Genomic DNA, 25308 nt, shown 5'->3' on the forward strand with positions numbered 1-25308 from the left:
AATGACAGCCCAAAATACTACAGACCAAAAATCCGACAATCATCATGAAAATGACAATGTGCTGACATCCACGCAGTCCGTTATAGCGGATGCGCTCGATAAATTAGGATATTCTTCCGAAGTTTATGAGTTGTTAAAAGAACCGATTCGCATGCTTACAGTTCGAATTCCGGTAAAAATGGATGATGGAAGCACTAAGATATTTACAGGATATCGTGCCCAGCATAATGATGCTGTTGGTCCAACAAAGGGCGGCGTTCGTTTTCATCCGAATGTATCTGAAACAGAAGTAAAAGCATTATCGATTTGGATGAGTTTAAAAGCAGGAATTGTAGATTTGCCATACGGTGGCGGAAAAGGTGGAATTATTTGTGATCCACGTACGATGTCTTTCAGAGAACTCGAAAGATTAAGCCGCGGTTATGTAAGAGCGATCAGTCAGCTCGTAGGGCCAACAAAAGATATTCCTGCGCCAGACGTCTTTACAAATTCACAAATTATGGCTTGGATGATGGATGAATACAGCAGAATCAGAGAGTTTGATTCACCTGGATTCATTACTGGAAAACCATTAGTATTAGGCGGATCGCATGGAAGAGAAACAGCGACTGCAAAAGGTGTTACGATTTGTATCCGAGAAGCAGCAGCAAAAAGAGGTATTCAGCTTGAAGGAGCGCGTGTAGTTGTACAAGGTTTCGGGAATGCAGGAAGCTTCTTAGCTAAATTTATGCATGATGCAGGGGCTAATGTCATTGCTATTTCTGATGCTTATGGCGGACTTTACGATCCTGAAGGGTTAGATATCGATTATTTACTAGAACGCAGAGACAGTTTCGGTACAGTAACGAAATTGTTTAAAGACACGATTACGAATCAAGAGTTGTTAGAGCTTGATTGTGATATATTAGTTCCTGCTGCGATAGAAAATCAAATTACTGAAAAAAATGCACACAATATTAAAGCGACTATCGTTGTTGAAGCTGCGAATGGTCCTACTACTCTCGAAGCGACTCGAATTCTTTCTGAGAGAGGAATTCTGCTCGTACCTGATGTGTTAGCAAGTGCAGGCGGTGTTACCGTATCCTATTTTGAATGGGTACAAAACAACCAAGGTTACTACTGGACAGAAGAAGAAGTAGAAGAAAAGCTTGAAAAAGTAATGGTGAAATCGTTTGAGACTGTTTATACAACTGCTATGAACAGAAAAGTAAACATGAGACTAGCCGCTTACATGGTTGGTGTACGTAAGATGGCCGAAGCATCTAGATTCAGAGGCTGGATTTAATTTTTTGCAAACCTAACGCAAATCTCCTATCATATGATGATAGGAGATTTTTTGTATGTATAGACTTTTTTACACAGGCTTTTTTTAAAAGGCTCTTTTCTAAAAGATTATTGCTACAAAGAGATTTTGAAGTTTTTCATTGTAAAGTTGGTTAAAGGGGAAGGTGCGAAACTCCTCGAAAATAAAAATCACATTTTCTTCGTGCGATGTTACGCTGCACTAGATTTTCTTGTACTGTGGGACTGGCGCACAGTCCGAAAAGCGGAAACGGTTTGATCAGCCCCGACATGCAAAAGGGAAATGGACTAAGAAGGCGCTTTTTGCCTTCGGGACCAATAAACTTTTGACCTCGAGGGTCTAACCCCTGCAGCTAGACAGGTGAGACACTTATACGTGAAAATTACGAATGTGGCTCACCGCCTACACTGCGGAAATCGAGCAACCTGGAACGGAAATCAACTACCTACAAAACCAACAATGTATGCTAAAACAGCCTTTGTATAACCTATACTTATTAGATAAAGCGTTATTGAAAGTGGTGAAGCAGTGGATATAGATGTTTGTATTATTGGCGGCGGACCTTGTGGTTTAGCTGCAGCTATTGCACTAAAAGAAAAAGGTCTTTCCTATTGTGTTATTGAGAAGGGGAACGTAGTCAATACGATCTATAAATACCCAACACATCAAACCTTTTTTAGTTCTAGCGAGAAATTAGAAATCGGTCAATTTCCGTTCGTTCATGAACAAAGAAAACCGAACCGCATACATGCATTAACTTATTATAGAGAAGTAGTGAAGCGAAAAGAGTTAATGATCCGGACGTTCGAAAAAGCAGAATCTGTAGAAAAAGATAAAAAGGGACTATTTATTATTAAGACGACGGATCGTTATAAAAATGAAACCATCTATAAATCTCGCTGGGTAATCATTGCAACTGGATACTATGACAACCCTAATTTACTGAATATTAAAGGGGAAGAATTGCCTCATGTATATCATTATTTCAAAGAGGGCCATCCTTTTTACGACTTGGATATTGCAGTTATTGGAGGTAAGAATTCAGCGATAGACGCTGCATTAGAACTTCAAAAATGTGGTGCAAGACCTCATGTTTTTTATAGAGGAAAAGATTATTCTCCGAGTATTAAGCCATGGGTTCTTCCGGATTTTGAAGCGTGTGTGAAAGCCGGGACGATACAAATGTCATTTAATGCGGAAGTAGAAGAACTTACAAAAGATGGTTTGTTAGCAACCATTTCAGGAAAGAAGAAATATTATCCATTTCATTCCGTTTTTGCTATGATTGGCTATCATCCAGATCACGCTTTTTTAAGAAAAATTGGGGTATCAATTGATTCATATACTGGAAGACCTATTTATTCTCCAGAAACAATGGAAACAAATGTAGATGGACTTTTTATTGCAGGAGTTATTGCAGCAGGTAACAACGCCAATGAAATTTTTATTGAAAATGGAAGGTTTCATGGAGATATGATTGCCAGAACCATTCATGAAAGAGAAAAAAGCCGATAATCCTGCATTGCGGATATCGGCTTTTTTTAATCTTAATCAAAAAATAAGTGCTGCAATTTTTCAGAGGAATTTGTGTTTTCTAATGCAATCATGAGTTTCAGCCGCGCTTTCTGACCATTCAATCCATTAGAGAAAATCACGCCTAATTCTTTTAAATGTTTTCCTCCGCCTTCATAAGAATAGATATCTTGGGCGATACCGTTGAAGCATCTAGATACAAGTACTACAGGAACTTGTTTTTTAATGAGATTTTCAATAGCAGGCACTGTCGCTGGAGGCATGTTTCCCTGTCCAAGTGCTTCAATAACGATACCATCAGCTCCATGAGCAGCTGCATTTATTAAAGTCCCATCCATACCTGCAAAAGCTTTTAATAACACTACATTTTTAGAAACGCTTTTTACTTGAAAGCGGTTCGATTGTAGAGGTGTATGATGAAAAAGAACGCCTCTTTTAGTTACAATTCCAATAGGACCATATTGTGGACTTTGAAATGTCGCAATGTTGCTGGTATGTGTTTTGGTTACATTTTTTGCAGTGTGAATTTCATCATTAAAAACAACAAGAACGCCTTTGCCTAATGATTGCTGATCAGACGCTACTTTGACAGAGGATATTAGATTGTATGGCCCATCAGAGCCATGTTCATTGCTTGATCGCATCGCACCTGTAACGATTACAGGTATTGTTGCTCCGAGTACAAGGTCAAGGACGTAAGCTGTCTCTTCTAGTGTATCTGTTCCATGAGTAATGACAATTCCGTCAAAATGCTCTGTTTCCGTTTGTTCTTTGATGAAAGATGCCAGTTCAAGCATGTGTACAGGAGTAATATGCGGAGAAGGCAGATTAACATAATTTTTTGAAATGACCTCTGCAATATCTGCCAGTTCTGCAATGGTTGATTCAAGCGGATGGGTTTCTTTCGTGTTGACGCCGCCTGTGTTTTTGTTTTCTTCCATCGCGATTGTACCGCCTGTGTGTATCAGTAATATTTTTTTCATAAGTGCTGCCCTCCTTGTTCACTATTCCACTTCTTAAAATATCATGTTACGATAGAAAAAAACAGTAGAAAAGAGGCAGGACATGCTGGCTGTAATTTCTGCAGCGGTGGCTCCGGCCATTGCGCTATTATCATTTTTTTATTTGAAAGATAAATACGAAACAGAACCTTTATCATTAGTTGTAAAGGTTTATATATTTGGAGTTCTCCTTGTTTTTCCCATTATGGTGCTTCAATTCGGGTTTAAAGAAGAGTTGAATATCCCTTTATTTGCTGATGCTTTTTTAACTAGTGGATTACTAGAAGAATTTTTTAAATGGTTTTTAATTTTTTATGGTGCTTATCTGCATGAGGAATTCAATGAACCATATGACGGCATTGTTTATGCGGCAGCACTTTCGCTTGGATTTGCTTCATTAGAAAATATTTTTTATTTATATACTTTCGGGATTGAAGAAGCATTGGTACGCGCGTTGCTGCCGGTTAGCGGTCATGCTTTATTCGGTGTAATCATGGGCTTTTACTTAGGGAAAGGCAAGTTCTCTTCCGGCAGAAAAAAAGTTGTCTATCTGGTTTTATCATTGCTTGTGCCCGTACTTCTTCATGGTACTTTTAACTTCTTGCTCCTATCAAACACCAAATATATTTTCTTTTATATGTTTCCATTCATGATTTTCTTATGGTGGTTTGCATTACGAAAAGTAAAACTCGCCAATTCATCAATGAAACATTTTGCACACGCGGATGCGAAGACCGGTATATAGCCGGTCTTTTTTTTATTCCTTGATATATGTCATATATCTAGGTCAGCAACGTTTTTTTCGTGTACATATTTTTTTGAACAAATGTTTTTACAATGAGTCTTTGAAATTGAATAAAAAAATACGGATTACAAATGATACAAGTATTAAAAGAAAATGGAGAAAAAATTACAGGAGGCTAGACTTCTCATGAAAAGAAATTCAGCTTACATAAGAGGAGCGTTTTTTGCAATCGCCCTTTGTTTTGGCTTTTTTGCTGGATTTGGGCAAAGCGCAGCACATGCGTTTTCAAACCAGGTCATTCAAAAAGGTGCAACGGGTGATGATGTTATAGAACTTCAATCACGTCTTCAGTATTTAGGATACTATACGGGAAATATTGATGGCGTATTTGGATGGAGAACATATTGGGCTTTACGAAACTTCCAATACGAGTTTGGTTTAGATATTGATGGTTTAGCAGGGACTACAGCTAAACAAAAGCTTGTTAAAGCATCTAAATATGACAAAGCTTGGGTGAATAAACAAATTCGTTCAGGCAAGAAATTTACTCATTATGGAGGAGTTTCTAAGAACAATCAAGTAAAGGGAGGAACTGCTAAAGGAGTTGCACCTAAAGGAAAAACAGCTGTAAAAGGTAAAACTAAACAAGCTGCGCCGGCTCAAGTAAAACCTGCAAAAAACATACCAGATGGATATTCTCAAAATGATATTAATCTAATGGCTAATGCTGTTTATGGTGAATCCAGAGGAGAACCGTATATCGGGCAAGTTGCAGTAGCTGCAGTTATTATTAATCGCGTAGAAAGTTCTGCTTTTCCTAATACTGTCTCTGGGGTAATATTTGAACCTGGTGCATTTACGGCTGTAGCGGATGGCCAAATTTATTTAACGCCTAATAATCAAGCAAAAAAAGCTGTAATGGATGCTTTAAATGGATGGGATCCAACAGGTGAAGCTATTTATTACTTTAACCCGGATACCGCAACATCAGGATGGATTTGGGGACGTCCTCAAATCAAGAAAATCGGAAAGCATATTTTTTGCAACTAATAAAGGGGTGACATATAAATGATACGCACAATCCTTATTGTACTTTTGTTCGTTGCTATTGCAGGAACAGGCTATTGGGGTTATACAGAGCACCAAGAAAAAAATGCTATTCTTTTGCAGGCAGAAAATAACTATCAGCGGGCTTTTCATGATCTAAACTTTCATGTGGATTCATTGCATGACAAAATCGGCGAAACTCTTGCCATGAACTCTAGAAGCCAGCTTTCTCCAGCACTTGCTCAAGTATGGAGACTCACTTCTGAAGCACATAATGATGTAGGGCAATTGCCGTTAGCATTACTTCCATTTAACAAAACAGAAGAATTTTTATCAAAAATGGGAGAGTTCAGTTATCGTACAGCAGTACGTGACTTAGAAAAGAAGCCGTTAAGCGGCGAAGAACATAACAGGTTAAAAGAGCTGTATGCGAACGCAACGGAAATACAAAATGAACTGAGAAAAACTGAAGCTTTAGCTCAAAAGAACAATCTGCGCTGGATGGATGTCGAAATGGCTTTGGCAACGAATAAAACAGCTGAAGACAACACAATTATTGATGGATTCAAAACGGTTGATAAAACATCAGAAGGATATTCGGAGGCAAATTTTGGTCCTGAAGTATCCAATATGATGAAAATGAAAAATCGTAATTTTAATCAACTAAAAGGAAAAGAGATAACGAAAGAAGATGCAAGAAATATTGCGATAAAATTCTTTGATTTGAAAAAGAACGTAAAGATTACAGTTGAGGAATCAGGTAAAAAAGCAAAATATGATGCTTATTCACTTACTTTGTATAATCCTGAAACTAAAGGAACTACCTATATGGATTTAACGAAAAAAGGCGGTTATCCATTATGGGAATTATATGATCGGAAAGTAGGAAAACCTAAAATCTCATTAAACCAAGCTATGTTCCAAGCTCAAGACTTCCTGAAAAAACATATGGACAGCAAAATGGTGGTTGTATCAAGTAATCAATATGATAATATTGCTGTATTTACTTATGCAAGGGAACAAGATGGAGTCCGGATCTATCCAGAAGTCGTAACTGTGAAAGTAGCTCTCGATAACGGGGATATCATGGGGTACGAGGGTACTGAATTTTTGTTGTCGCACCAAGATCGCCGCATTCCAGTATTTAAAATTTCAGAAAAAGAAGCTCGGACAAATTTAAATCCTAAGTTCCAAGTGAAGGAAGTCAGTAAAGCGCTAATTAGAAATGATATCAATGAAGAAGTATTTTGTTATGAATTCCTTGGTGTTCTCGGAAATGAAACTTATCAAGTTTTTATAAACTCAGAGAATGGCAATGAAGAAGAAGTGAAAAAATTAAAAGAAGCAGAGCCTTCTTATAATGAAATTTAATGAAATGATGAAAGAGCAAAATTTTCTTAATGAAATTTTGCTTTTTCTTTTTTTCCATTACTGTCATAATATAGGTGTCAGGTTAGAACGTATATGGGGGAAGTTTTATGTTGGCAATTGGAGAATCAATTTCTTTAGTACCGTTATTTTCAGATAAAAAAGATACATACAAATCAAAAATATACGAAATGAAAGATGATGTTTTATATATTGACTATCCCAGTAATGAGGCTACAAACAGAACGGAATACTTTTTTGATGGTACACAATTTAAGGTATCCTTTGTTGATAAAGAAAAAGTAGTTTATACATTCCGGACAGAACTATTAGGCCGAAAAATCGAGAAAATCCCTGTATTAATTATTACAGCACCAAAAAACGAAGACGTGCATAAAGTTCAAAGAAGAGAATATGTCAGAGTTGAGACTATGGTGGATGTCTCAGTTGACATTATAGCTAATTCTGATCCGGCTTTTAATTCAGTAATTGTTGATATGAGTGCAGGCGGGATGCTCTTGTCATTGCCTATCGGGCACAAGGTAGCAAAGGGAGACGTGCTGGACTGTTTAGTAGTTCTTCCGATGCGTTCAGGGGAAAAAGTGTATTTAGACCTTGAATGCAGCGTTTTGCGAATTTTAGATGGGGATAATAATAGACAAAGGGCACCTTTGCAGTTTAATCAAATTACAGCACGAGATAGGCAGCATATTATACGGTTTTGTTTTGAACAGCAGCTTCAAATGAAAAAAAAGGAAATGAAAATATAGCATAATTATCTTCTTTTTGGGAAAAATATTCCTTTAAAGAAGGTGACAATACATATGAAACGCGTAGAAAAATTACTAATTCAGCTGGCGATCGCTCATTTTTTTATATTAATGATCGCTCAATTTTTATTGGAAATTCCGTCTTTTAAACTGGTTACTAATAAGAGTATCTATTATGAAGGAGTAATCAAAGACAAGAAAGAACCAACTTTGGAAACGATAGACCACTGAGGAATAACTGTGGTAATATAGATATAGAATTAATCTGTTGATAAAAAACAGGTTAAGTACAGAGAAAAAGCAGGGAGCAATCTACCTGCTTTTATTGCTATGTATGCATTGTAAAGGTACGGGTAGGAGGAAACATGAAAAAATTAATATCAATTGCCATCGATGGTCCAGCTGGAGCGGGAAAAAGTACGGTAGCTAAGCAAGTTGCAGAAAAGCTATCTTTTATTTATATCGACACTGGCGCTATGTATCGGGCATTAACGTATAAAGCCATTACTCTTGGAGCAGATTTGAATAATGGAGAAGCGCTTGAATCTGTCCTTAACGAAACCGAAATCGAACTAGTGAAAACAGAAGTTGGCCAGTCTGTAATTCTTGATGGAAATGATGTATCGGAAGAAATAAGATCTAGAGAAGTTACAAATAATGTATCGTTTGTTGCTCGGCAAAGAGAAGTGCGTATTGAGATGGTAAAAAGGCAGCAAGTGCTTGCAGAATCAGGCGGGGTTGTCATGGATGGTCGTGATATCGGAACACATGTTATGCCTAATGCTGAACTTAAGATTTTTTTGATCGCTTCAGTTGAAGAACGTGCGAGAAGAAGATACGAGGAGATCAGTTTAAAAGGTATTTCAGCTGATTTTGAACAATTAAAAAGTGAAATCGCATTGAGGGATAAAAGAGATAGTGAGAGGGAAACAGCTCCCCTTAAAAAAGCAGAGGATGCCATTGAGCTCGACACAACAAGCATGAGTATTGATGAAGTTGTTCTAAGTATCCTTCATTATGCTAAAGAAAGGGCCATATAGATGAATCTTTATTCTTTTGGGAAATGGTTGTGTGGTACTTATTTTAAAGCGGTGTATAAGCCTGAAATTATTGGTGTTGAGAACATGCCTGAAACAGGCGGTATACTGCTTTGTGCCAACCACATCCATAACTTTGATCCCCCGCTTGTTGGGGTAGCATCTCCGCGTGATGTTCATTTTATGGCGAAGGCTGAAATATTTTCAATTCCAGTTTTAAAAAGTATTTTGCCAAGAGTTAACGCTTTTCCAGTTAAGAGGGGGATGAGTGATAAAACAGCTCTGAAAACTGGAATTCAGCTTTTAAAAAATGGAAAAGTTTTTGGCCTTTTTCCTGAAGGAACAAGAAGCAAGACTGGAGAAATTGGTGAAGGACTTGCAGGGGCAGGATTTTTTGCCCTGAAATCAGAAGCACATATAGTTCCATGTGCGATTGTTGGCCAGTATAAAAGAGGCAAAAAGTTAAAAGTCATTTTCGGTAAACCGATCGATTTTACAGATTTACGAGAGCAAAAAGCTTCCGCAAAAGAAGCGACTCAGCTTATAATGGATCATATAGCTCAGTTGAAAAAGGAAAATGAATAATTGCGTTTATGTTCTTTCATAGTGAAAGTTCAATAAATTACTTTTCTAATTTTTGAGGAGGGCACGATCATGACAGACGAAATGAGCACAAGTTTAACAAATGCTGCTATGGCCGAAGAAGGTGATATTGTCACTGGTACGGTACTAAAAGTAGAAGAAAAACATGCATTGGTTGATATCAACGCTAAACAAGACGCGTTTTTGCCAATTAATGAAGTCTCAAGCCTTTTTATCGAAAAGGTGAGTGATGTGTTAAATGAAGGAGATCAAATCACTGTTCGAGTTCTTTCCAATACAGAGGACAAACTGCTCGTATCGAAAAAAGCAGTAGATAGCGAAAAATCAATGTCTGAATTACAGGAAAAATATGATGCAAAAGAAACTTTTGAAATCGCAGTTCATGATGTTGTAAAAGGCGGACTAGTAGTTGATTTAGGAATCCGTGCATTCATTCCGGCTTCTATGGTCGAATCACACTTTGTTGAAGATTTTTCTGATTACAAAGGTAAAAAGCTTTCTGTTAAAATTGTTGAATTAGATCCTGAAAAAGGCCGTGTTATTCTTTCTCACCGAGCCGTTACGGAAGAGCAAGAAGCGGGCAGAAAACAGGAGATTCTAGATCGTTTATCTCCAGGTGAGATAATAGAAGGAAAAGTCCAAAGACTGACTGATTTCGGTGCTTTTGTAGACATTGGAGGCGTTGATGGATTAGTCCATGTTTCTCAGCTTTCACATAACCGTGTTGAGAGTCCTTCTGAAGTGTTAAGTGAAGGACAAACAGTAAGAGTTAAGGTTCTGTCAGTTGACCGCGATAATGACCGTATTTCCCTTTCAATTAAAGAAACACAGCCGGGACCATGGGAGGAAGCCAGTACTTCAATAAAAGCAGGAAGTGTTGTTGAAGGCACTGTAAAAAGACTCGTTTCATTTGGTGCGTTCGTAGAAGTGGCACCAGGAATCGAAGGACTTGTGCATATTTCTGAAATTGCAAACCGGCACATTGGCAATCCTGGTGAAGTTCTAAAAGACGGCCAAAAAGTCTCTGTGAAAGTACTTGAGGTTAACAGCCAAGAAAAGAGAATGAGCTTGAGCATGAAAGCCGTTCAAGACGAAAAAGATAAAGAAAATCTAAAGCAAAACTTGCCGAAAGAAGAGAAAGGCTTCTCGTTAGCCGAAATGATCGGTGATCAGCTTAAAGAATATAAATAAGTTTTAAACAAACAGCTCTCGTCTTGATCGCGAGCTGTTTTTGTATTTTTATTTAGTTTTGTGAGAGCTTCCCGTTAAAAAATGTTGATGGGACGGAGGATGCTCATAACAAATCTCTAAGAAAAGCGAGCGTTAAGAAGCGGATATAAGGACACACCACCTTTTTATGGCACTAAAGTTTAGGGAAACAGCCATATAAAAGGTTAAGAGTAGCTGGAAAGTGGCATAATGCTACCGAGGTGAAAAACATGAATGAGGGTGTCCTTTTTTACTGGATAATGTGGATGGGTTGGGCTTTTTCTACCTTCTTAATGAAGAAGAGCCCTTTTAGATCAAAACTTTCTTTTTTTATTTTGCTTGGAATTATTTTATCTGGACATTCTGTATCCTTTTCACTAGGTAAAATAAATGCAGCGTTCCTTTTTATTTTATGTATGGGTTTTGTTTATGCTATCAGGAATCATAAGCGTCTAAGCAATTATTTAATCAGCAGTTTTGTCGTGGCAACTTCGTATGTTACTTTGCAGTTATTCGCTCTTTACGACCCGGTCAAACTGATCGTGAATAAGAAATATCTTTTGATTTTTATTTTAATAATAGTACTTCTGCTCATATCTAAACGAAATAATGATACTCTTTTTATTTTTTTTATAGGGCTATTTATTGGTGACTTTTTATATCAGATGTTAATTTATCAGCTTCAAGGATTCGTTGACATAGGTTCGGATTATGTGTTGGATCTACTCGTACTTAACTCTTCTGTTCTCATTACTATCCTCTCGTCACTTGATATGCTGAAAAAAATGAAATCCCCTGCATATAAAAAGACAGGCTCTGCAAAACAAATTTAAAAGATTTTAAGTTGTCTGGAAAAGTGTTATTTGCTAAAATAAATGGACTTGTCAATTTTTATAGTCTGAAAAATGGTATGATGTATATTTAATAGGAAAAAGATGATTGATCTGATCAGGAAAAAAGGGAAGTGTCAACATGACTAAACCAGTTTTGGCAATAGTAGGAAGACCGAACGTTGGAAAGTCTACTATTTTTAACAGAATTGCGGGCGACCGTATTTCTATTGTAGAGGATATACCAGGCGTAACACGTGATCGTATTTACAGTTCCGCTGAATGGCTGAATACAGAGTTCAATATGATCGATACGGGCGGAATTGAGATCAGCGATGCGCCATTTATGAGTCAGATGAAAGAGCAAGCAGAGCTAGCCATTCAAGAAGCAGATGTGATTTTGTTTTTAGTAGATGGTATGAATGGCATTACTGCCGCGGATGAAGAAGTAGCTAAAATGCTTTTTCGTTCGAAAAAGCCAGTTGTTCTAGGTGTAAATAAAATTGATAACCCTGAACGTAAAGAACTTTTATATGAATTCTATAGTTTAGGGATGGGCGAACCTGTAGGGGTATCAGGTACACATGGTATTGGACTGGGAGATTTGCTAGACCGAGTCGTCAGTCATTTTCCTGAACATGCCGAAGAGGAAAAAGACGAAGATACGATTTATTTCTCATTAATTGGAAGACCGAACGTAGGTAAATCTTCTATGGTGAACGCTATCTTAGGTAAAGACCGTGTAATTGTAAGTGACATTGCCGGAACGACACGAGATGCGATCGATTCAAACTTTGAGCGTGAAGGCCAAAAGTATGTAATTATTGATACTGCAGGTATGCGTAAACGCGGAAAAGTATATGAGACTACAGAAAAGTACAGTGTAATGCGTGCGATGAGAGCAATTGAACGTTCAGACGTTGTTCTTATGGTAATAGACGCTGAAGAAGGCATTATTGAACAAGACAAAAAAGTAGCCGGTTTTGCTCATGAAGCAGGAAAAGCGGTTGTTATTGTTGTGAATAAATGGGATGCTGTTGAAAAAGATGACAAGACGATGCAGAAGTTTGAACAAAAAATTCGTGATCACTTCTTGTATTTGTCATACGCACCAATTGTCTTTGTTTCTGCATTGACGAAACAACGTTTGCATCAGTTGTTCCCTGTAATTAACCAAGTTGCTGAAAATCACTCATTAAGAGTACAAACGAATGTGCTTAATGAAGTAATAATGGATGCAGTTGCCATGAACCCTGCACCGATGGATAATGGGAAACGTTTAAAAATTAACTATGCTACTCAAGTTGCATCAAAACCGCCGACATTTGTTATTTTTGTAAATGACCCTGAACTGTTCCATTTTTCATACAAAAGATTTTTAGAGAATCGAATCCGTGAGACATTTGGTTTTATAGGAACACCGATTAAAATCTTCGCAAGAAAAAAGAATGATTAAGAAGATTAGGGTGATTTTATATCATCCTCTTTTCTTATTCGGCTTTATATGCAAATGGGAAAATTAAATCGTATGGAGTGTGACGTGTATGGAGAAAGTTGCTGTATTAGGAGCAGGCAGCTGGGGAACAGCTCTTGCTATTGTATTAGCTGATAATGGCCATCATGTAAGTTTATGGGGACGAAGAGAAGAACAGGTGCAGGAGATAAATGAAGAGCATCGCAATGAAAGGTACTTGCCTGGCATCGGGATTCCCAAAAACATAGAAGCGACGGTAGATTTAAAAGATTGTGTGCAAGATGCAGATACCCTAGTTCTTGTAACACCCACAAAAGCGATGCGTGATGTACTAGGGCCGCTTAAATCACTGCTGACTCGTCCAGTTACGATCGTACATGCAAGCAAAGGGATTGAACCGGGTACATATAAAAGAATTTCTGAAATTATAGAAGAAGAAATTCCTGATGATTTTCTTAAGGCTGTTGTAGTTCTTTCTGGACCAAGCCATGCAGAAGAAGTATCTTTGAGACAGCCGACGACAGTAACAGTTTCTTCAAAAAATAATGAAGTAGCAGAAAAGGTTCAAGATTTATTTATCAATCAAAATTTCCGTGTATATACAAATCCCGATGTTGTAGGTGTCGAACTTGGTGGCGCACTAAAGAATATTATTGCTTTAGGTGCTGGTCTCTCTGATGGTTTAGGATATGGAGATAATGCAAAAGCCGCGTTGATTACAAGGGGACTTGCTGAAATTGCCCGTTTAGGTACTCATATGGGAGCGAATCCTCTCACGTTTTCTGGTCTTACAGGTATTGGTGACTTAATCGTTACTTGTACAAGTGTACATAGCCGGAATTGGCGTGCAGGAAATATGCTCGGCAAAGGTATGGATTTAGATGATGTTCTATCTAAAATGGGAATGGTTGTTGAAGGCGTCAGAACAACTCAAGCAGCTTATGAATTAAGTAAAAGAGAAAAAGTAGAAATGCCGATTACTGCCGTGCTATTTGATGTTTTATTTAATAATAAAGGTGCAAAGCAAGCGGTAGATGAACTGATGCAGCGAACACGTACTCATGAAGTAGAAGATGTATCCTCTTTAAAGAGCTGACACACATGCATCATGATAGGCGAATGTCTAAAAATATTAGGCAATCGCCTTTTTTTCTTTTCACGCTTCTTTTTTTCTTGCATACGATAGGGATGAAAAGGAAGCGGGAGGAGGACTTTCAATTGGAACGCGAACAGCAGTTTTTTGACAAAATCGAAAAGAAAACAAGTGTGAAAAAAGATGATATTTTCAAACTTGCACAATCCGTAAGCGGGTACAATCTGCGTGATGAAAGAATGATTCGAATGCTGATATCCCAAGTATCTTCTATGGCTGGAGTGGCTGTCACTAAACAAAAGGAAGATCAAATCGTGCAGGCGGTGCTTAATAATAATATCCCTTTGGATATGGCTACGCTATCAAAAATGTTCGAAAATGGGAATAAATAATTAAATGCGAACTGTTAGTTAAAGGGTCCGTCTATTCATTTTGATGTTGAACAAAATAAGTGGGAAGTATTTAGTCAAACACCTGGGCATTCCAGGTGTTTTTTTGTTTTTAAAAGGAGTGGCAAAAAAAGCAACGGCCGCATTAATAGGGTATTCATTTTCTTCGTGCGATGTATCGCGGTCGTTGCTTTCCTTGTCCTACGGGACAGGCTCACCGTCTGCCCCACGGAAAGCGAGCAACATGGAACGGAAATCAACTACATTCAAAAGCAACGATGAATTCGAAAACAGCCATATTTTTTAGTCCATAAAAAGTAAAGGAAATGAACAGGATTATGCTATAATGTACGCTGTGGATAAGGAGGATACATATGAGTGAAGGTTTAATGAAAATGTGGGTGGCGCTTTCGTCCATCGGTTTAATGTTTATTGCAGTTTTTTCAATTATGTTCAGCCGTTCTAAATTATCAGGTATTATTCAAGTTATCGTATCAATATTTGCGTGGTTGTGCATGATTACAGCGGGAATACTAATCTTAATAGTCGTCTTGAGCGGCCCCGTCAAAGGTTAAGGAGAAGGAGGATAAATATATGTCAAAAAAGTGGTTCATTCCTTTCTGTCTTATCCTGCTGACTCTCTCAGGATGCTTATATCCGGAAGAGCGTAAACTGCAAAATAGAATACCCTATCAAGACCAGATTACAGCGGTTCAGAAAGCAATAGACAGCTTTCAGAAAGATACTGGGGTATTGCCGATTGAAACGAAAGACGGAAATACAGATGTTTTTCAAAAATATGTAATAGATTTTAATAAATTGGTTCCTAAATATATGCAAGAACCACCAGGAAATTCTTTTGAAAAAGGCGGAACCTTTCTTTATGTTTTAACAGATGTAGAAACAAATCCTACAGTAAAATTAGCTGACTTAGTCATGACAGATAAAGTTCAAGATATACAGGTCGCACTAAAAGTTTATATGTCTAAACATAAATATCCGCCATTTAAGGAAATCGTAGCATCAGGAAGGTATACGCTTGATTATAAGAAACTAGGGTATAAAAAGGATCCAACTGTGAAAAGTCCCTTCACTGGGAAGCAGCTTCCGCTGATGATTAATAACGATACGAAACTTTTCATAGATTACCGAAAAGATTTAAGAGTCGCTATGAGCAGCAACCCAAAGGATATAAAGAAACATGAAGATATCCGATATTTACTTGCGGATCACTCGTTTTTTGTTCCTATTTATTCTGTTCCGTATACAGTTGAAAACAATAAACCTGTTTTTTTAATAAAATAGGCATGAACTCTCCCTTTTTCTAATACATTCATAGAAAAGGCGGAGAGATTTTTTTTGGAAATCCTTAAACGGAACAAGCTTCATAGTTTCATCGGTAGGCACTATTGTGCGCCCTCCCGATTTTTCGGAACTATATAAAGCCCCAAGAGATAGGTTCCAATAAAAATTTCCATTCCTTTGTCATAATCCATAGGACAAAATCATACGATGTATTGTCCAAGACTAGCATCCGGAACTTTATTTGGATCGGGAGGGAAACGAATGGAAAAAATCGATATTTTTAAAGATATCGCCGAAAGGACGGGCGGAGATATCTACTTGGGAGTAGTAGGAGCAGTAAGAACAGGTAAATCTACTTTCATTAAGAAATTCATGGAACTTGTTGTGCTTCCAAATATTCAAAGTGAAGCAGAACGTCAACGTGCTCAAGACGAATTACCGCAAAGTGCAGCTGGACGTACCATTATGACCACTGAACCCAAATTTGTTCCAAACAACGCGGTAAAAATCAATGTAGGAGATGGACTTGATGTAAATATCCGTCTTGTTGACAGTGTAGGGTATGCGGTCCCAAGTGCAAAAGGCTATGAGGATGAAAACGGACCTAGAATGATCAACACACCTTGGTATGATGAACCGATTCCTTTTCATGAAGCTGCGGAAATCGGAACAAGAAAAGTCATTCAAGAACATTCGACATTAGGAGTTGTCGTAACAACGGACGGCTCTATTGGAGAAATTCCAAGATATGATTATGTAGAATCAGAAGAACGGGTAGTTGAGGAATTAAAAGAAGTCGGCAAACCGTTTATTATGCTCATTAACTCAACTCATCCGCATCACCCAGATACACAGCAGCTCCGCAATGAGCTTTGTGAGAAATATGATATACCAGTCTTGGCGATGAGTGTAGAAGGCATGACTGAACATGACATCAACAATGTATTAAGAGAAGCTCTATATGAGTTCCCGGTACTAGAAGTAAATGTAAACCTTCCTAGCTGGGTAATGGTACTTCGTGAGAATCACTGGCTTCGTCAAAGTTATGAAGAGGCAGTAAGAGAAACAGTTCAAGATATTAAGCGTCTTCGTGATGTTGATAAAGTTGTTGGTTTTTTTGCAAACTACGATTTCATTGACGATGCGAGACTTGCTGGAATTGAAATGGGGCAAGGCATAGCTGAGATCGATTTGTTTGCACCAGATTATCTATACGATCAAATACTAAAAGAAGTTGTAGGTGTAGAGATTCGAGGAAAAGATCATTTGCTGCAGCTGATGCAGGAATTTGCATACGCAAAAACAGAATACGATCAAGTGGCAGACGCACTAAGAATGGTAAAGCAGACCGGATACGGGATTGCTGCTCCAGCCATTACAGATATGAGTTTAGATGAGCCTGAAATCATCCGTCAAGGCTCAAGATTCGGTGTAAGACTCAAGGCGATCGCACCATCGATCCATATGATAAAAGTAGATGTAGAATCTGAGTTTGCGCCAATAATCGGTACAGAAAAGCAAAGTGAAGAAATGCTGAGATATTTAATGCAGGACTTTGAGGAAGATCCACTATCAATCTGGAACTCTGATATTTTTGGGCGCTCCTTAAATTCCATTGTAAGAGAAGGAATCCAAGGTAAGATATCTTTAATGCCAGAAAACGCAAGATACAAATTAAAAGAGACGCTTGAACGCATTATTAATGAAGGATCAGGTGGATTAATTGCCATTATTTTATAGTTTTGAGACTCCTTACAACAGGAGTCTTTTTTTGTTTTGTTGATTGATAAGCAGCGAATCTCGTCGTCATTTTCATTTTCTCGTTGCTCATTTAGGTATACTAAACTCCGCTACTCGAAAACTTCACTTCCTCGGCCTTCTTGCTTCTGAATCAACAAACTATTTGATTGATAAGCAGGAATTCTTTTTAAGTATTGGTTCAGGGTAAATTTAGAATGGCCAGGGAAAATCAGGTGAAAAATTAGTACGAATGACTTTAGAAATGGTGAGGTCTTTTTTACCTTGTGAAACAAAAAATTTGTAAAATAAGGTCAAAATATAAGTAAAATTAAGGGCAGGAACACTAAAATCGTCGAAAAAAGATTGAATTTCTTATTCGAATCGTATAATATAAGGCTTGTTACAGATTAAATTAGTAAAATCTTGTATATTACATCTATAAATACACTTCAAAGAATGATTTGATTGCCGATATATTTTTAGAAACATCCTTGAGAGGAGGTGAATGTAATGAACAAGACTGATCTTATTAATTCAGTATCTGAGCAAGCTCAGCTATCTAAAAAAGATGCATCTAAAGCAGTTGACGCTGTTTTTGAAGCTATTACTGGTACTCTTCAAAGCGGAAGCAAGGTACAACTTATCGGGTTTGGTAACTTCGAAGTACGTGAGCGTGCTGCTCGTAAAGGGCGCAACCCGCAAACTGGTGAAGAAATCGAAATCTCTGCAAGCAAAGTTCCTGCTTTCAAACCAGGTAAAGCCCTTAAGGATGCTGTTAAATAATTAATACATAGGGCAAAAAGAGGCTGCTTAAAAGTAATTATTACTTTTGAGTCAGCCTCTTTTCATATTTTTTTGAAATGTCTTTACTAGGTGGACATACAAAGGAACAGATTGGTGGTTTTGTTTAAAATCAACCCATTTTTGTTTGAAAGACTACTTTTTTTGTCTTAATGTTGGTGATTTTTGTTTGTTATAGCCATTTTTTGTTTGTTAGTAAACTTCCTTAACCCGTTTTGTTTTTCTCAGAAAGAATACCTCAATCTCTTGTCAGTCACCATCATGTTAAATCTACAACTGCTAGCTACTTCCTGTATTTTTTCAGGATATTATTTAATTACTAAGTCATACTGGCCCATGAATCGGTTCTAATTCGTTCAATAAATGGTTTATTTCTACAATTTTGATTCGATAATCACAATTTTGCTTAAGCTGTGTTGTAAGGGTTTTCCCGTTTTGCTATTCTTTTATGGGTATGCTAAAATTTTTCTATTGTGTTATTGGAATTGGGGGACAAAGAGAGTGGCAGAAGTTCAACGTGAAAAAATTGAGTTGGCAGTAAAAATGATTTTAGAAGCAATTGGAGAAGACCCTGAAAGAGAGGGCTTATTAGATACGCCAAAACGAGTAGCTAAAATGTATGAAGAAGTCTTTCAAGGAATGAACCAGGATCCTAAAGAACATTTTGCGACTATTTTTGGAGAAGATCATGAAGAACTCGTACTTGTAAAAGACATTCCGTTTTATTCAATGTGTGAGCATCACCTTGTACCGTTCTTCGGGAAGGCGCATATAGGATATATTCCGAAAGGCGGGAAAGTTACAGGATTAAGTAAATTGGCAAGAGCTGTTGAAGCCGTAACAAAAAGGCCGCAGCTGCAGGAACGAATTACATCTACAATTGCGAACAGTTTGCTTGAAACGCTGGAGCCGCATGGTGTCATCGTCGTAATTGAAGCAGAACATATGTGCATGACGATGCGAGGGGTTAAAAAACCTGGGTCGATGACAGTAACTTCAGCCGTTCGGGGAGTTTTTGAGAAAGATGCAGCTGCAAGGGCAGAAGTATTGAGTTTAATTCGAAATTAGGAGGTTTCGGCATGAAATCAGAATTTGACTTTTTTGTAATTAAAGCAAAAGAAAACGGTGTCAATGTAATTGGATTAACACGAGGAACCGAAACACGCTTTCATCACTCCGAAAAATTGGACAAAGGAGAAGTGATGATTGCTCAATTTACGGAGCATACTTCTGCAGTAAAGGTAAGAGGGAAAGCTGTAATCTATACGAAGCATGGTGAAGTGGATACAGAATCCTAAAGAAACATAATGCTAGGCGGCAGCCTAGTTTTCTTTATGCCTAAAAAAACTAAAAAATTGATTACTATGGTATAATAATGAGCATATTCAGTTGTATCAATGGAGGCACATGATGAACACCATGGAACATATTCAACGGTTAAAACAGCATACACTTTTACTCATGCAGCATAGTTATGTCAGTGAATATATACCGCTGCCAGCGTTAAATGAAGCAAAAGTGTTCATTACATATTGCCTGCTTCAAGAACTAGAAATGGAAGAAGCGGTTGAAACAGAGATTTTCAGTTCAATCTTAATGATCCAGTCGGCACTGGACCGTCATGAAGAGATTTTAAATCAGGAAGTTATATCTAATAAAAAGAAACGTCAGCTCGTTGTCTTGTCGGGTGATTACTTTAGCAGTCTTTATTATCTGCTATTGTCTCGATGTGAGAATTTACAATTGATTTCCTATCTTTCCCAAGCGGTACAGAAGATAAATGAGCACAAAACGATGCTCCATAATCAGAATTCTAAACAGCATAGCGGTTTGGAATTCATTGAAATCGTCGGGCAGATTGAAAGTTTATTGTATACAAAAGCAGCAGAGTCATTAGGTCTACAAAAGTATATACCTTTTATTGAACGTTATTTACTGCTCTCCCATTATCAAAATAATAGAATGAGAAATAGTTTGAATGAGAAGCAGTCAGCGTACTTAAAAAAATGTGAAACAGATATTAAAGAAAAGAATGTAGAGATTCCAAAATTGGTTGAACGGGAAAATGGCAGTATGCATGAAGAAATAGAAAATGACTTAATGTTAGGAGAGGGTTAATCCGATGTTGAGCAAAGAAGAACGGGTTCACTCTGTTTTTGAAAAGATATCCGAACAATATGATTATATGAATGACCTTATCAGCTTTAAACAGCATACGAAATGGCGAAACGATACGATGAAGCGCATGCAAGTACAACAAGGCGATCAATGTTTGGACTTATGCTGCGGAACAGGTGAATGGACATTTGCTCTTGCACAGGCAACAGGGGAACAGGGCAATGTTATTGGGCTGGATTTCAGTGAAAATATGCTGAAAGTCGGTCGTGAAAAATTAAAGAATCGTCCTTTGAAACAAGTTTCTTTTATCCATGGAAATGCGATGGAACTTCCTTTTGAGGATAACTCATTTGATTTTGTAACAATCGGTTTCGGACTGCGGAATGTTCCGGATTATTTAACCGTATTGCGTGAAATGGCGAGAGTTGTGAAACCCGGAGGCAAAGTGATCTGTCTAGAGACATCTCATCCAACTGTTCCAGGCTTCAAGCAAGCATTTAAATTTTATTTTACGTACATCATGCCACTGTTCGGCAGATTGTTTGCTAAAAGCTATCAAGAATATTCCTGGCTTCAGGAATCTACAGAAGCCTTCTTGACGAAAGAAGAATTAAAAGTGCTTTTTCAACAGGCTGGTTTAATAAAAGTTGAAGTTAAATCTTACGCATGCGGTGCTGCCGCCATGCATGCTGGCCAAAAACCGCAATAGAAGAGAGCGTTGTAGTGTGTGGAATAAATGTAAAATAATATTAGAGATGATTAAATTTGAGCATACCGTTTTTGCTTTGCCTTTTGCTTTTTTAGGAGCAATTATAGGGAATATCGTAGAAGAGGGGACACTGCCGACATTAGTCGAATGGATTTGGATCACATTGGCGATGGTAGGTGCTAGAAGCTCAGCAATGGCTTTAAACCGTGCTATTGATGCCAACATTGACAGTGTCAACCCAAGGACAATCAATCGGGCAATTCCGGCAAAACTTCTTAAAAAAAGTGAAGTCTATCTTTTTATCTTCGCATCATTGGCATTATTGTTTGTTAGCAGCTATCAATTAAACATGCTATCTGTGAAATTATTGCCGCTTGCTGTTTTCTTTTTAGTTATATACTCTTACACGAAACGATTTACTTACTTGTGCCACATAGTATTAGGCATCACAATTGCGATCGCTCCGCTAGGAGGCTGGGTTGGTGCTACCGGGACTTTAAGTTTGGAGGCCTTTTTATTATTTTTTGGTGTTTTATTCTGGATCGCAGGTTTTGATGTGATCTATGCTACACAAGATGCTGATTATGATAAATCTCACGGGTTGTATTCCATCCCCTCATTTTTTGGTGTAGCAAAAGGACTTATTGCGGCAAGATGGCTGCATGTTGCTAGTTTCATAGCATTTATTTCCTTTGGTTTAGTTACTGGTATGGGATGGATTTATTTCCTTGGTGTTGCTGTATCAGGTGCGATCATGATTTATGAGCACTCGCTTGTGAAACCGCATGATCTTTCCAAATTGGATGTAGCATTCTTTACGATGAACGGAATTTTGAGTATCGTTATGTTTATATTTTCTATAGGGGACCTTTTGCTATGAAAACATTTACTGTTGGAATTACAGGGGCTAGCGGAGCTATATATGGTGTAAGACTTGTACAAGAGATTCTTAAGAGCGGTCATAAAGTTCACTTGGTCGTAACAGAAGCTGGCTGGCAAGTGTTTCGGGAAGAACTGCAGTGGGATACGAAAGATCGTGCTGCTGTTATAGAGGAACATTTTGAATCGTTTGGGAAAGAGAGATTCTTTTACCATACGCTCCGTGACTTTAACGCACCTATTGCGAGCGGTTCCTATCAGAATGATGGTATGGTCATTGTTCCTTGTTCAATGGGAACTCTTTCTGGGATTGCTCATGGTGCATCTGGAAATTTATTGGAACGTACAGCGGATGTTATGCTGAAAGAAAGCAGAAAACTTGTATTAGTCCCAAGAGAAACACCTCTTCACAAGATACATCTTGAAAATATGATTAAGGTGACAGATGCAGGAGGCAAGATTGTTCCTGCAATGCCTGGTTTTTATCATTTACCGAAATCCATGGATGATCTTATTAATTTTTTAGTCGGAAAAGTGCTGGATAACTTGGGTGTTCATCACGAATTGTTCACACGCTGGGGAGATTGATAGATTATGAACATTGGGGAAATCAGCTATACAAACATAATACCCCTTTATTATTATTTAGACAGAGAACGTTTAATAAATGAAGGAGTAAGGATTCAGGCTGCTGTACCATCAAAGATCAATCGCTTGATGGAAGAAGATAAAGTGGATATTGGAGGAATTTCCTCTTTTTCTTTTGGAAAAAATGCGGATCGTTACAGTCTCGCGCCTGATTTATCAGTATCTGCGTTCGGTAAAGTCAACTCCATTTTTTTATTTTCAAAATATCCGATTGAAGAATTAAGCGGAAAGCGTATAGCCCTTACTTCTAGTTCTGAGACATCTGTAGCTTTGTTAAAAGTAATCCTACACCACTTTTATAATGTAGCAGCAACATACCAAGTAGAATCTCCTCTTTTTGAACAGATGATGACCCAATATGATGCATGTTTGCTGATTGGTGATGATGCTATTTCTGCTAATCGAAAAAATACAAGATATCATGTTTATGATCTTGGTGAGATCTGGTATCAGCAAACAGGATTGCCGATGGTGTTTGCCGTGATGGCCTACAGAAAAGTAATGGAAACTGAAAAGAAAGATCTGCTAGCCTATGTAATGAAGAGCATGATCGAAAGTAAAGAAAGATGCCAGTTTGAAAAATTCACCCCTGTTATTCATAAAGCCATGCTGGAGCATGGAGGGGATTATGACTTTTGGGATTCCTATTTTAATGGGTTAAATTATCAATTTAATGGCGAACATGAAAAGGGACTCAACCTATATTTTCAATTAGCGAACGAGTGCGGTTTGTTGCAGACAATCCCCTCTATTTTAAAATTTTCTTATACGTAATGGGCGATAGGGTGAACTAAAAGTGAAGTTAAAAGACTTATACTCCTTTTTAAAAAGAGACTTACAGCAAATTGAGGATCAGCTCGTACAATCAGTAAGTTCCGATCAAACATTGATCAATACTGCGGGCATGGAATTGTTAAAAGCAGGGGGGAAAAGAATCCGCCCTGTATTTGTTCTGCTTTCAGCCCAATTTGGAACTTATGATATTCATCAGATTAAGAAAACCGCAGCTGCACTGGAATTAATTCATATGGCGTCTTTAGTGCATGACGATGTTGTAGACGATGCTGATATGAGAAGAGGACGAGAAACAGTTAAAGCTAAATATGATAGTAAAGTAGCTATGTATACGGGCGACTACATTTTTGCTTCGGCATTAAAACTGATGACTGACATCGAAATTCCAAGAGCTCATCAAATATTGGCACAAGGCATGAAAGAAATGTGTCTTGGTGAAATTGAACAAATTAAAGAACAATATGATACAGATCAAAATGTAAGAAAATATTTCAAGAGAATCAAACGAAAAACAGCCTTGCTGATTGCCTTAAGCTGTCAGCTAGGAGCTATCACATCCAGAGCAGATATTCCAATTCAAAAATTATTGTATGAATTTGGTTACAGCGTTGGAATGGCATTTCAAATTACTGACGATATTCTGGACTTCACAGCATCTGAGAAACAACTCGGAAAACCTGCTGGAAGTGATTTGAAACAAGGCAATATTACCCTTCCAGCTTTATATACGATTCAACGGTTTCCAGAGTTTAAAGAGAAACTGAATCTCTATTACGAGAATGGTGATAACTTGTTATTAAACGATATTCTAAAGCTGATCAAACGTAATGGCGGCATTGAATACGCATCATCAATTTCTGCTACTTATTTAAACAGAGCAAAGTCAGCAGCAAGTGCACTGCCTGAAACATCAGCACGTGAAAGCTTAATAAAGGTAGCTGATTTTATCGCTGGCAGGAAATTTTGAGCCATTGCTAATTATTTAAATTTTTGGTACGATTTCTCTGGGGAACTTGTCCCACATAAACTATACATAGACGATAGGAGAGGGAATACATGGAAAAAACGTTTTTGATGGTCAAGCCTGATGGCGTTCAACGTGCGTTAATCGGAGAAATCGTATCTCGTTTTGAAAAGAAAGGTTTTCAATTAGTTGGTGCTAAACTAATGAACATTTCAGAAGACTTAGCTAAAGAACATTATGGAGAACATAAAGAGCGTCCTTTCTTCGGAGAGTTAGTGAACTTTATTACATCTGGTCCTGTATTTGCAATGGTATGGGAAGGTAAAGACGTTATTTTAACTGCTCGTAACATGATGGGCAAAACAAACCCAGCTGAAGCAGCTCCAGGTTCAATCCGCGGTGATTATGCCGTTCAAGTAAGCAATAACATCATCCACGGCTCAGATTCAGCTGAGAGTGCGGAGCGCGAAATCGGTTTATTCTTCAAAGAAGAAGAGTTAGTTTCTTATGAGAAAGCTGTTTCTATTTGGATTTAATTTATTTATAAATGAAAGCGTTTTTAAACCGGCGTCCTGCCGGTTTTATTTTTTTAGGAAATTATAAAAACTAGATCTATGGAAAGTTGTTCTTTAAAATATTCGTATCATTATTTGGATAACGATATGAGTAATAACAAATACAAAAGCGTTGCTAACTAGTCATTCAAGATTTATCATAATAATTTCGGATTTTAAAGCAAGATTCCAGTCAAAAAAGGTGAAAAAACAGACCAAAATGGAAGATGATGCTCCGTTACAATTTCAAAATTTAATAAAAGAACTTTTTTGCCTTTGTAAGGCTCTACAAACCATTTATCCACGGTAATCCCGAATATATCCCCGTCAATTTCTGAATAACCACGAGCCCACAACATTCGACACCAATCCGATATTCTTCCGTCTTTATGG

29 protein-coding genes are annotated in these 25308 nt (G+C 37.7%); 27 read left to right on the plus strand and 2 right to left on the minus strand.

Annotated features, from left to right (window positions below; translation table 11 throughout):
• Window position 1: 1 nt before the first annotated feature.
• Both RGB74_RS08550 and RGB74_RS08555 read left to right on the plus strand, forming a co-directional pair.
• Entirely contained in the window at window positions 2-1285 is a 1284-nt protein-coding gene (locus RGB74_RS08550) for a Glu/Leu/Phe/Val family dehydrogenase (RefSeq protein ID WP_310762559.1), read from the plus strand.
• A 546-nt stretch (window positions 1286-1831) separates the two neighbouring features.
• Window positions 1832-2818, plus strand: a complete 987-nt coding sequence (locus RGB74_RS08555; RefSeq protein WP_310762560.1) for a YpdA family putative bacillithiol disulfide reductase — start codon at window positions 1832-1834, stop codon at window positions 2816-2818.
• 32 nt (window positions 2819-2850) lie between these two features.
• Here the strand turns inward: RGB74_RS08555 and RGB74_RS08560 are convergent, their stop codons facing one another.
• Complete coding sequence (locus RGB74_RS08560) at window positions 2851-3819, minus strand: asparaginase (protein WP_310762561.1); 969 nt, start codon at window positions 3817-3819, stop codon at window positions 2851-2853.
• An 82-nt stretch (window positions 3820-3901) separates the two neighbouring features.
• On the opposite strand from RGB74_RS08560, the gene prsW reads away from it, so the two are divergent.
• The 25 genes from prsW to ndk all read left to right on the plus strand — a co-directional run bounded on the left by prsW (window position 3902) and on the right by ndk (window position 24897).
• Window positions 3902-4582, plus strand: a complete 681-nt coding sequence (prsW, locus tag RGB74_RS08565) for a glutamic-type intramembrane protease PrsW (protein ID WP_310762562.1) — start codon at window positions 3902-3904, stop codon at window positions 4580-4582.
• Window positions 4583-4768: 186 nt separating this feature from the next.
• On the plus strand, window positions 4769-5632 hold the full coding sequence (sleB, locus tag RGB74_RS08570; protein WP_310762563.1) for a spore cortex-lytic enzyme: 864 nt from the start codon (window positions 4769-4771) through the stop codon (window positions 5630-5632).
• 18 nt (window positions 5633-5650) lie between these two features.
• Complete coding sequence (gene ypeB, locus RGB74_RS08575; protein WP_310762564.1) at window positions 5651-7000, plus strand: germination protein YpeB; 1350 nt, start codon at window positions 5651-5653, stop codon at window positions 6998-7000.
• A gap of 107 nt (window positions 7001-7107) precedes the next feature.
• Window positions 7108-7767 (plus strand): flagellar brake protein, encoded by a 660-nt coding sequence (locus tag RGB74_RS08580; RefSeq protein ID WP_310762565.1) that lies wholly within the window; start codon window positions 7108-7110, stop codon window positions 7765-7767.
• Between the two features lie 54 nt (window positions 7768-7821).
• On the plus strand, window positions 7822-7998 hold the full coding sequence (locus RGB74_RS08585) for a DUF5359 family protein (RefSeq protein ID WP_310762566.1): 177 nt from the start codon (window positions 7822-7824) through the stop codon (window positions 7996-7998).
• Between the two features lie 134 nt (window positions 7999-8132).
• Entirely contained in the window at window positions 8133-8807 is a 675-nt protein-coding gene (cmk, locus tag RGB74_RS08590; RefSeq protein ID WP_310762567.1) for a (d)CMP kinase, read from the plus strand.
• On the plus strand, window positions 8808-9389 hold the full coding sequence (locus tag RGB74_RS08595) for a lysophospholipid acyltransferase family protein (RefSeq protein ID WP_310762568.1): 582 nt from the start codon (window positions 8808-8810) through the stop codon (window positions 9387-9389).
• Between the two features lie 69 nt (window positions 9390-9458).
• Window positions 9459-10598 carry a 30S ribosomal protein S1 gene (gene rpsA, locus RGB74_RS08600; RefSeq protein WP_310762569.1) on the plus strand — a complete coding sequence of 380 codons (1140 nt, stop codon included), beginning with the start codon at window positions 9459-9461 and terminating at the stop codon, window positions 10596-10598.
• Between the two features lie 248 nt (window positions 10599-10846).
• Complete coding sequence (locus tag RGB74_RS08605) at window positions 10847-11449, plus strand: YphA family membrane protein (protein WP_310762570.1); 603 nt, start codon at window positions 10847-10849, stop codon at window positions 11447-11449.
• A gap of 139 nt (window positions 11450-11588) precedes the next feature.
• Window positions 11589-12902: a ribosome biogenesis GTPase Der gene (gene der / locus RGB74_RS08610; RefSeq protein ID WP_310762571.1), complete on the plus strand. Its 1314-nt coding sequence runs from the start codon at window positions 11589-11591 to the stop codon at window positions 12900-12902.
• A gap of 88 nt (window positions 12903-12990) precedes the next feature.
• Window positions 12991-14016, plus strand: a complete 1026-nt coding sequence (locus RGB74_RS08615) for an NAD(P)H-dependent glycerol-3-phosphate dehydrogenase (RefSeq protein ID WP_310762572.1) — start codon at window positions 12991-12993, stop codon at window positions 14014-14016.
• Between the two features lie 122 nt (window positions 14017-14138).
• A complete protein-coding gene (locus tag RGB74_RS08620; protein ID WP_396136038.1) occupies window positions 14139-14405 on the plus strand; it encodes a stage VI sporulation protein F in 267 nt (88 codons plus the stop codon).
• A gap of 371 nt (window positions 14406-14776) precedes the next feature.
• On the plus strand, window positions 14777-14977 hold the full coding sequence (locus RGB74_RS08625) for a DUF2768 domain-containing protein (RefSeq protein WP_310257845.1): 201 nt from the start codon (window positions 14777-14779) through the stop codon (window positions 14975-14977).
• A gap of 19 nt (window positions 14978-14996) precedes the next feature.
• Window positions 14997-15707, plus strand: a complete 711-nt coding sequence (locus RGB74_RS08630) for a hypothetical protein (protein ID WP_310762574.1) — start codon at window positions 14997-14999, stop codon at window positions 15705-15707.
• 261 nt (window positions 15708-15968) lie between these two features.
• Entirely contained in the window at window positions 15969-17447 is a 1479-nt protein-coding gene (gene spoIVA / locus RGB74_RS08635) for a stage IV sporulation protein A (protein WP_310762575.1), read from the plus strand.
• A gap of 510 nt (window positions 17448-17957) precedes the next feature.
• Complete coding sequence (locus RGB74_RS08640) at window positions 17958-18230, plus strand: HU family DNA-binding protein (protein WP_310257842.1); 273 nt, start codon at window positions 17958-17960, stop codon at window positions 18228-18230.
• 519 nt (window positions 18231-18749) lie between these two features.
• Entirely contained in the window at window positions 18750-19316 is a 567-nt protein-coding gene (folE, locus tag RGB74_RS08645) for a GTP cyclohydrolase I FolE (RefSeq protein ID WP_310762576.1), read from the plus strand.
• An 11-nt stretch (window positions 19317-19327) separates the two neighbouring features.
• The gene (gene mtrB / locus RGB74_RS08650) at window positions 19328-19546 is read left to right on the plus strand and encodes a trp RNA-binding attenuation protein MtrB (RefSeq protein ID WP_066241872.1); all 219 of its coding nucleotides are present in this window, start codon (window positions 19328-19330) and stop codon (window positions 19544-19546) included.
• A gap of 112 nt (window positions 19547-19658) precedes the next feature.
• Window positions 19659-20366: a heptaprenyl diphosphate synthase component 1 gene (locus RGB74_RS08655; RefSeq protein WP_310762577.1), complete on the plus strand. Its 708-nt coding sequence runs from the start codon at window positions 19659-19661 to the stop codon at window positions 20364-20366.
• A gap of 4 nt (window positions 20367-20370) precedes the next feature.
• Window positions 20371-21075 (plus strand): demethylmenaquinone methyltransferase, encoded by a 705-nt coding sequence (locus RGB74_RS08660; protein WP_310762578.1) that lies wholly within the window; start codon window positions 20371-20373, stop codon window positions 21073-21075.
• The gene (locus RGB74_RS08665; RefSeq protein WP_396136058.1) at window positions 21053-21955 is read left to right on the plus strand and encodes a UbiA-like polyprenyltransferase; all 903 of its coding nucleotides are present in this window, start codon (window positions 21053-21055) and stop codon (window positions 21953-21955) included. The genes RGB74_RS08660 and RGB74_RS08665 overlap by 23 nt, the downstream gene beginning before the upstream one ends.
• On the plus strand, window positions 21952-22542 hold the full coding sequence (locus RGB74_RS08670) for a UbiX family flavin prenyltransferase (protein ID WP_310762581.1): 591 nt from the start codon (window positions 21952-21954) through the stop codon (window positions 22540-22542). Before RGB74_RS08665 ends, RGB74_RS08670 begins: the two co-directional genes overlap by 4 nt.
• A gap of 6 nt (window positions 22543-22548) precedes the next feature.
• Entirely contained in the window at window positions 22549-23376 is an 828-nt protein-coding gene (locus RGB74_RS08675) for a menaquinone biosynthetic enzyme MqnA/MqnD family protein (protein ID WP_310762582.1), read from the plus strand.
• A 22-nt stretch (window positions 23377-23398) separates the two neighbouring features.
• Complete coding sequence (locus RGB74_RS08680) at window positions 23399-24364, plus strand: polyprenyl synthetase family protein (protein ID WP_310762584.1); 966 nt, start codon at window positions 23399-23401, stop codon at window positions 24362-24364.
• Window positions 24365-24453: 89 nt separating this feature from the next.
• Entirely contained in the window at window positions 24454-24897 is a 444-nt protein-coding gene (ndk, locus tag RGB74_RS08685; RefSeq protein WP_310762585.1) for a nucleoside-diphosphate kinase, read from the plus strand.
• 194 nt (window positions 24898-25091) lie between these two features.
• Here the strand turns inward: ndk and RGB74_RS08690 are convergent, their stop codons facing one another.
• The gene (locus RGB74_RS08690) at window positions 25092-25274 is read right to left on the minus strand and encodes a hypothetical protein (RefSeq protein ID WP_310762586.1); all 183 of its coding nucleotides are present in this window, start codon (window positions 25272-25274) and stop codon (window positions 25092-25094) included.
• Window positions 25275-25308: the final 34 nt, after the last annotated feature.

It is taken from the genome of Bacillus sp. NEB1478 (assembly GCF_031582965.1).
Lineage (GTDB): Bacteria > Bacillota > Bacilli > Bacillales > Fictibacillaceae > Fictibacillus.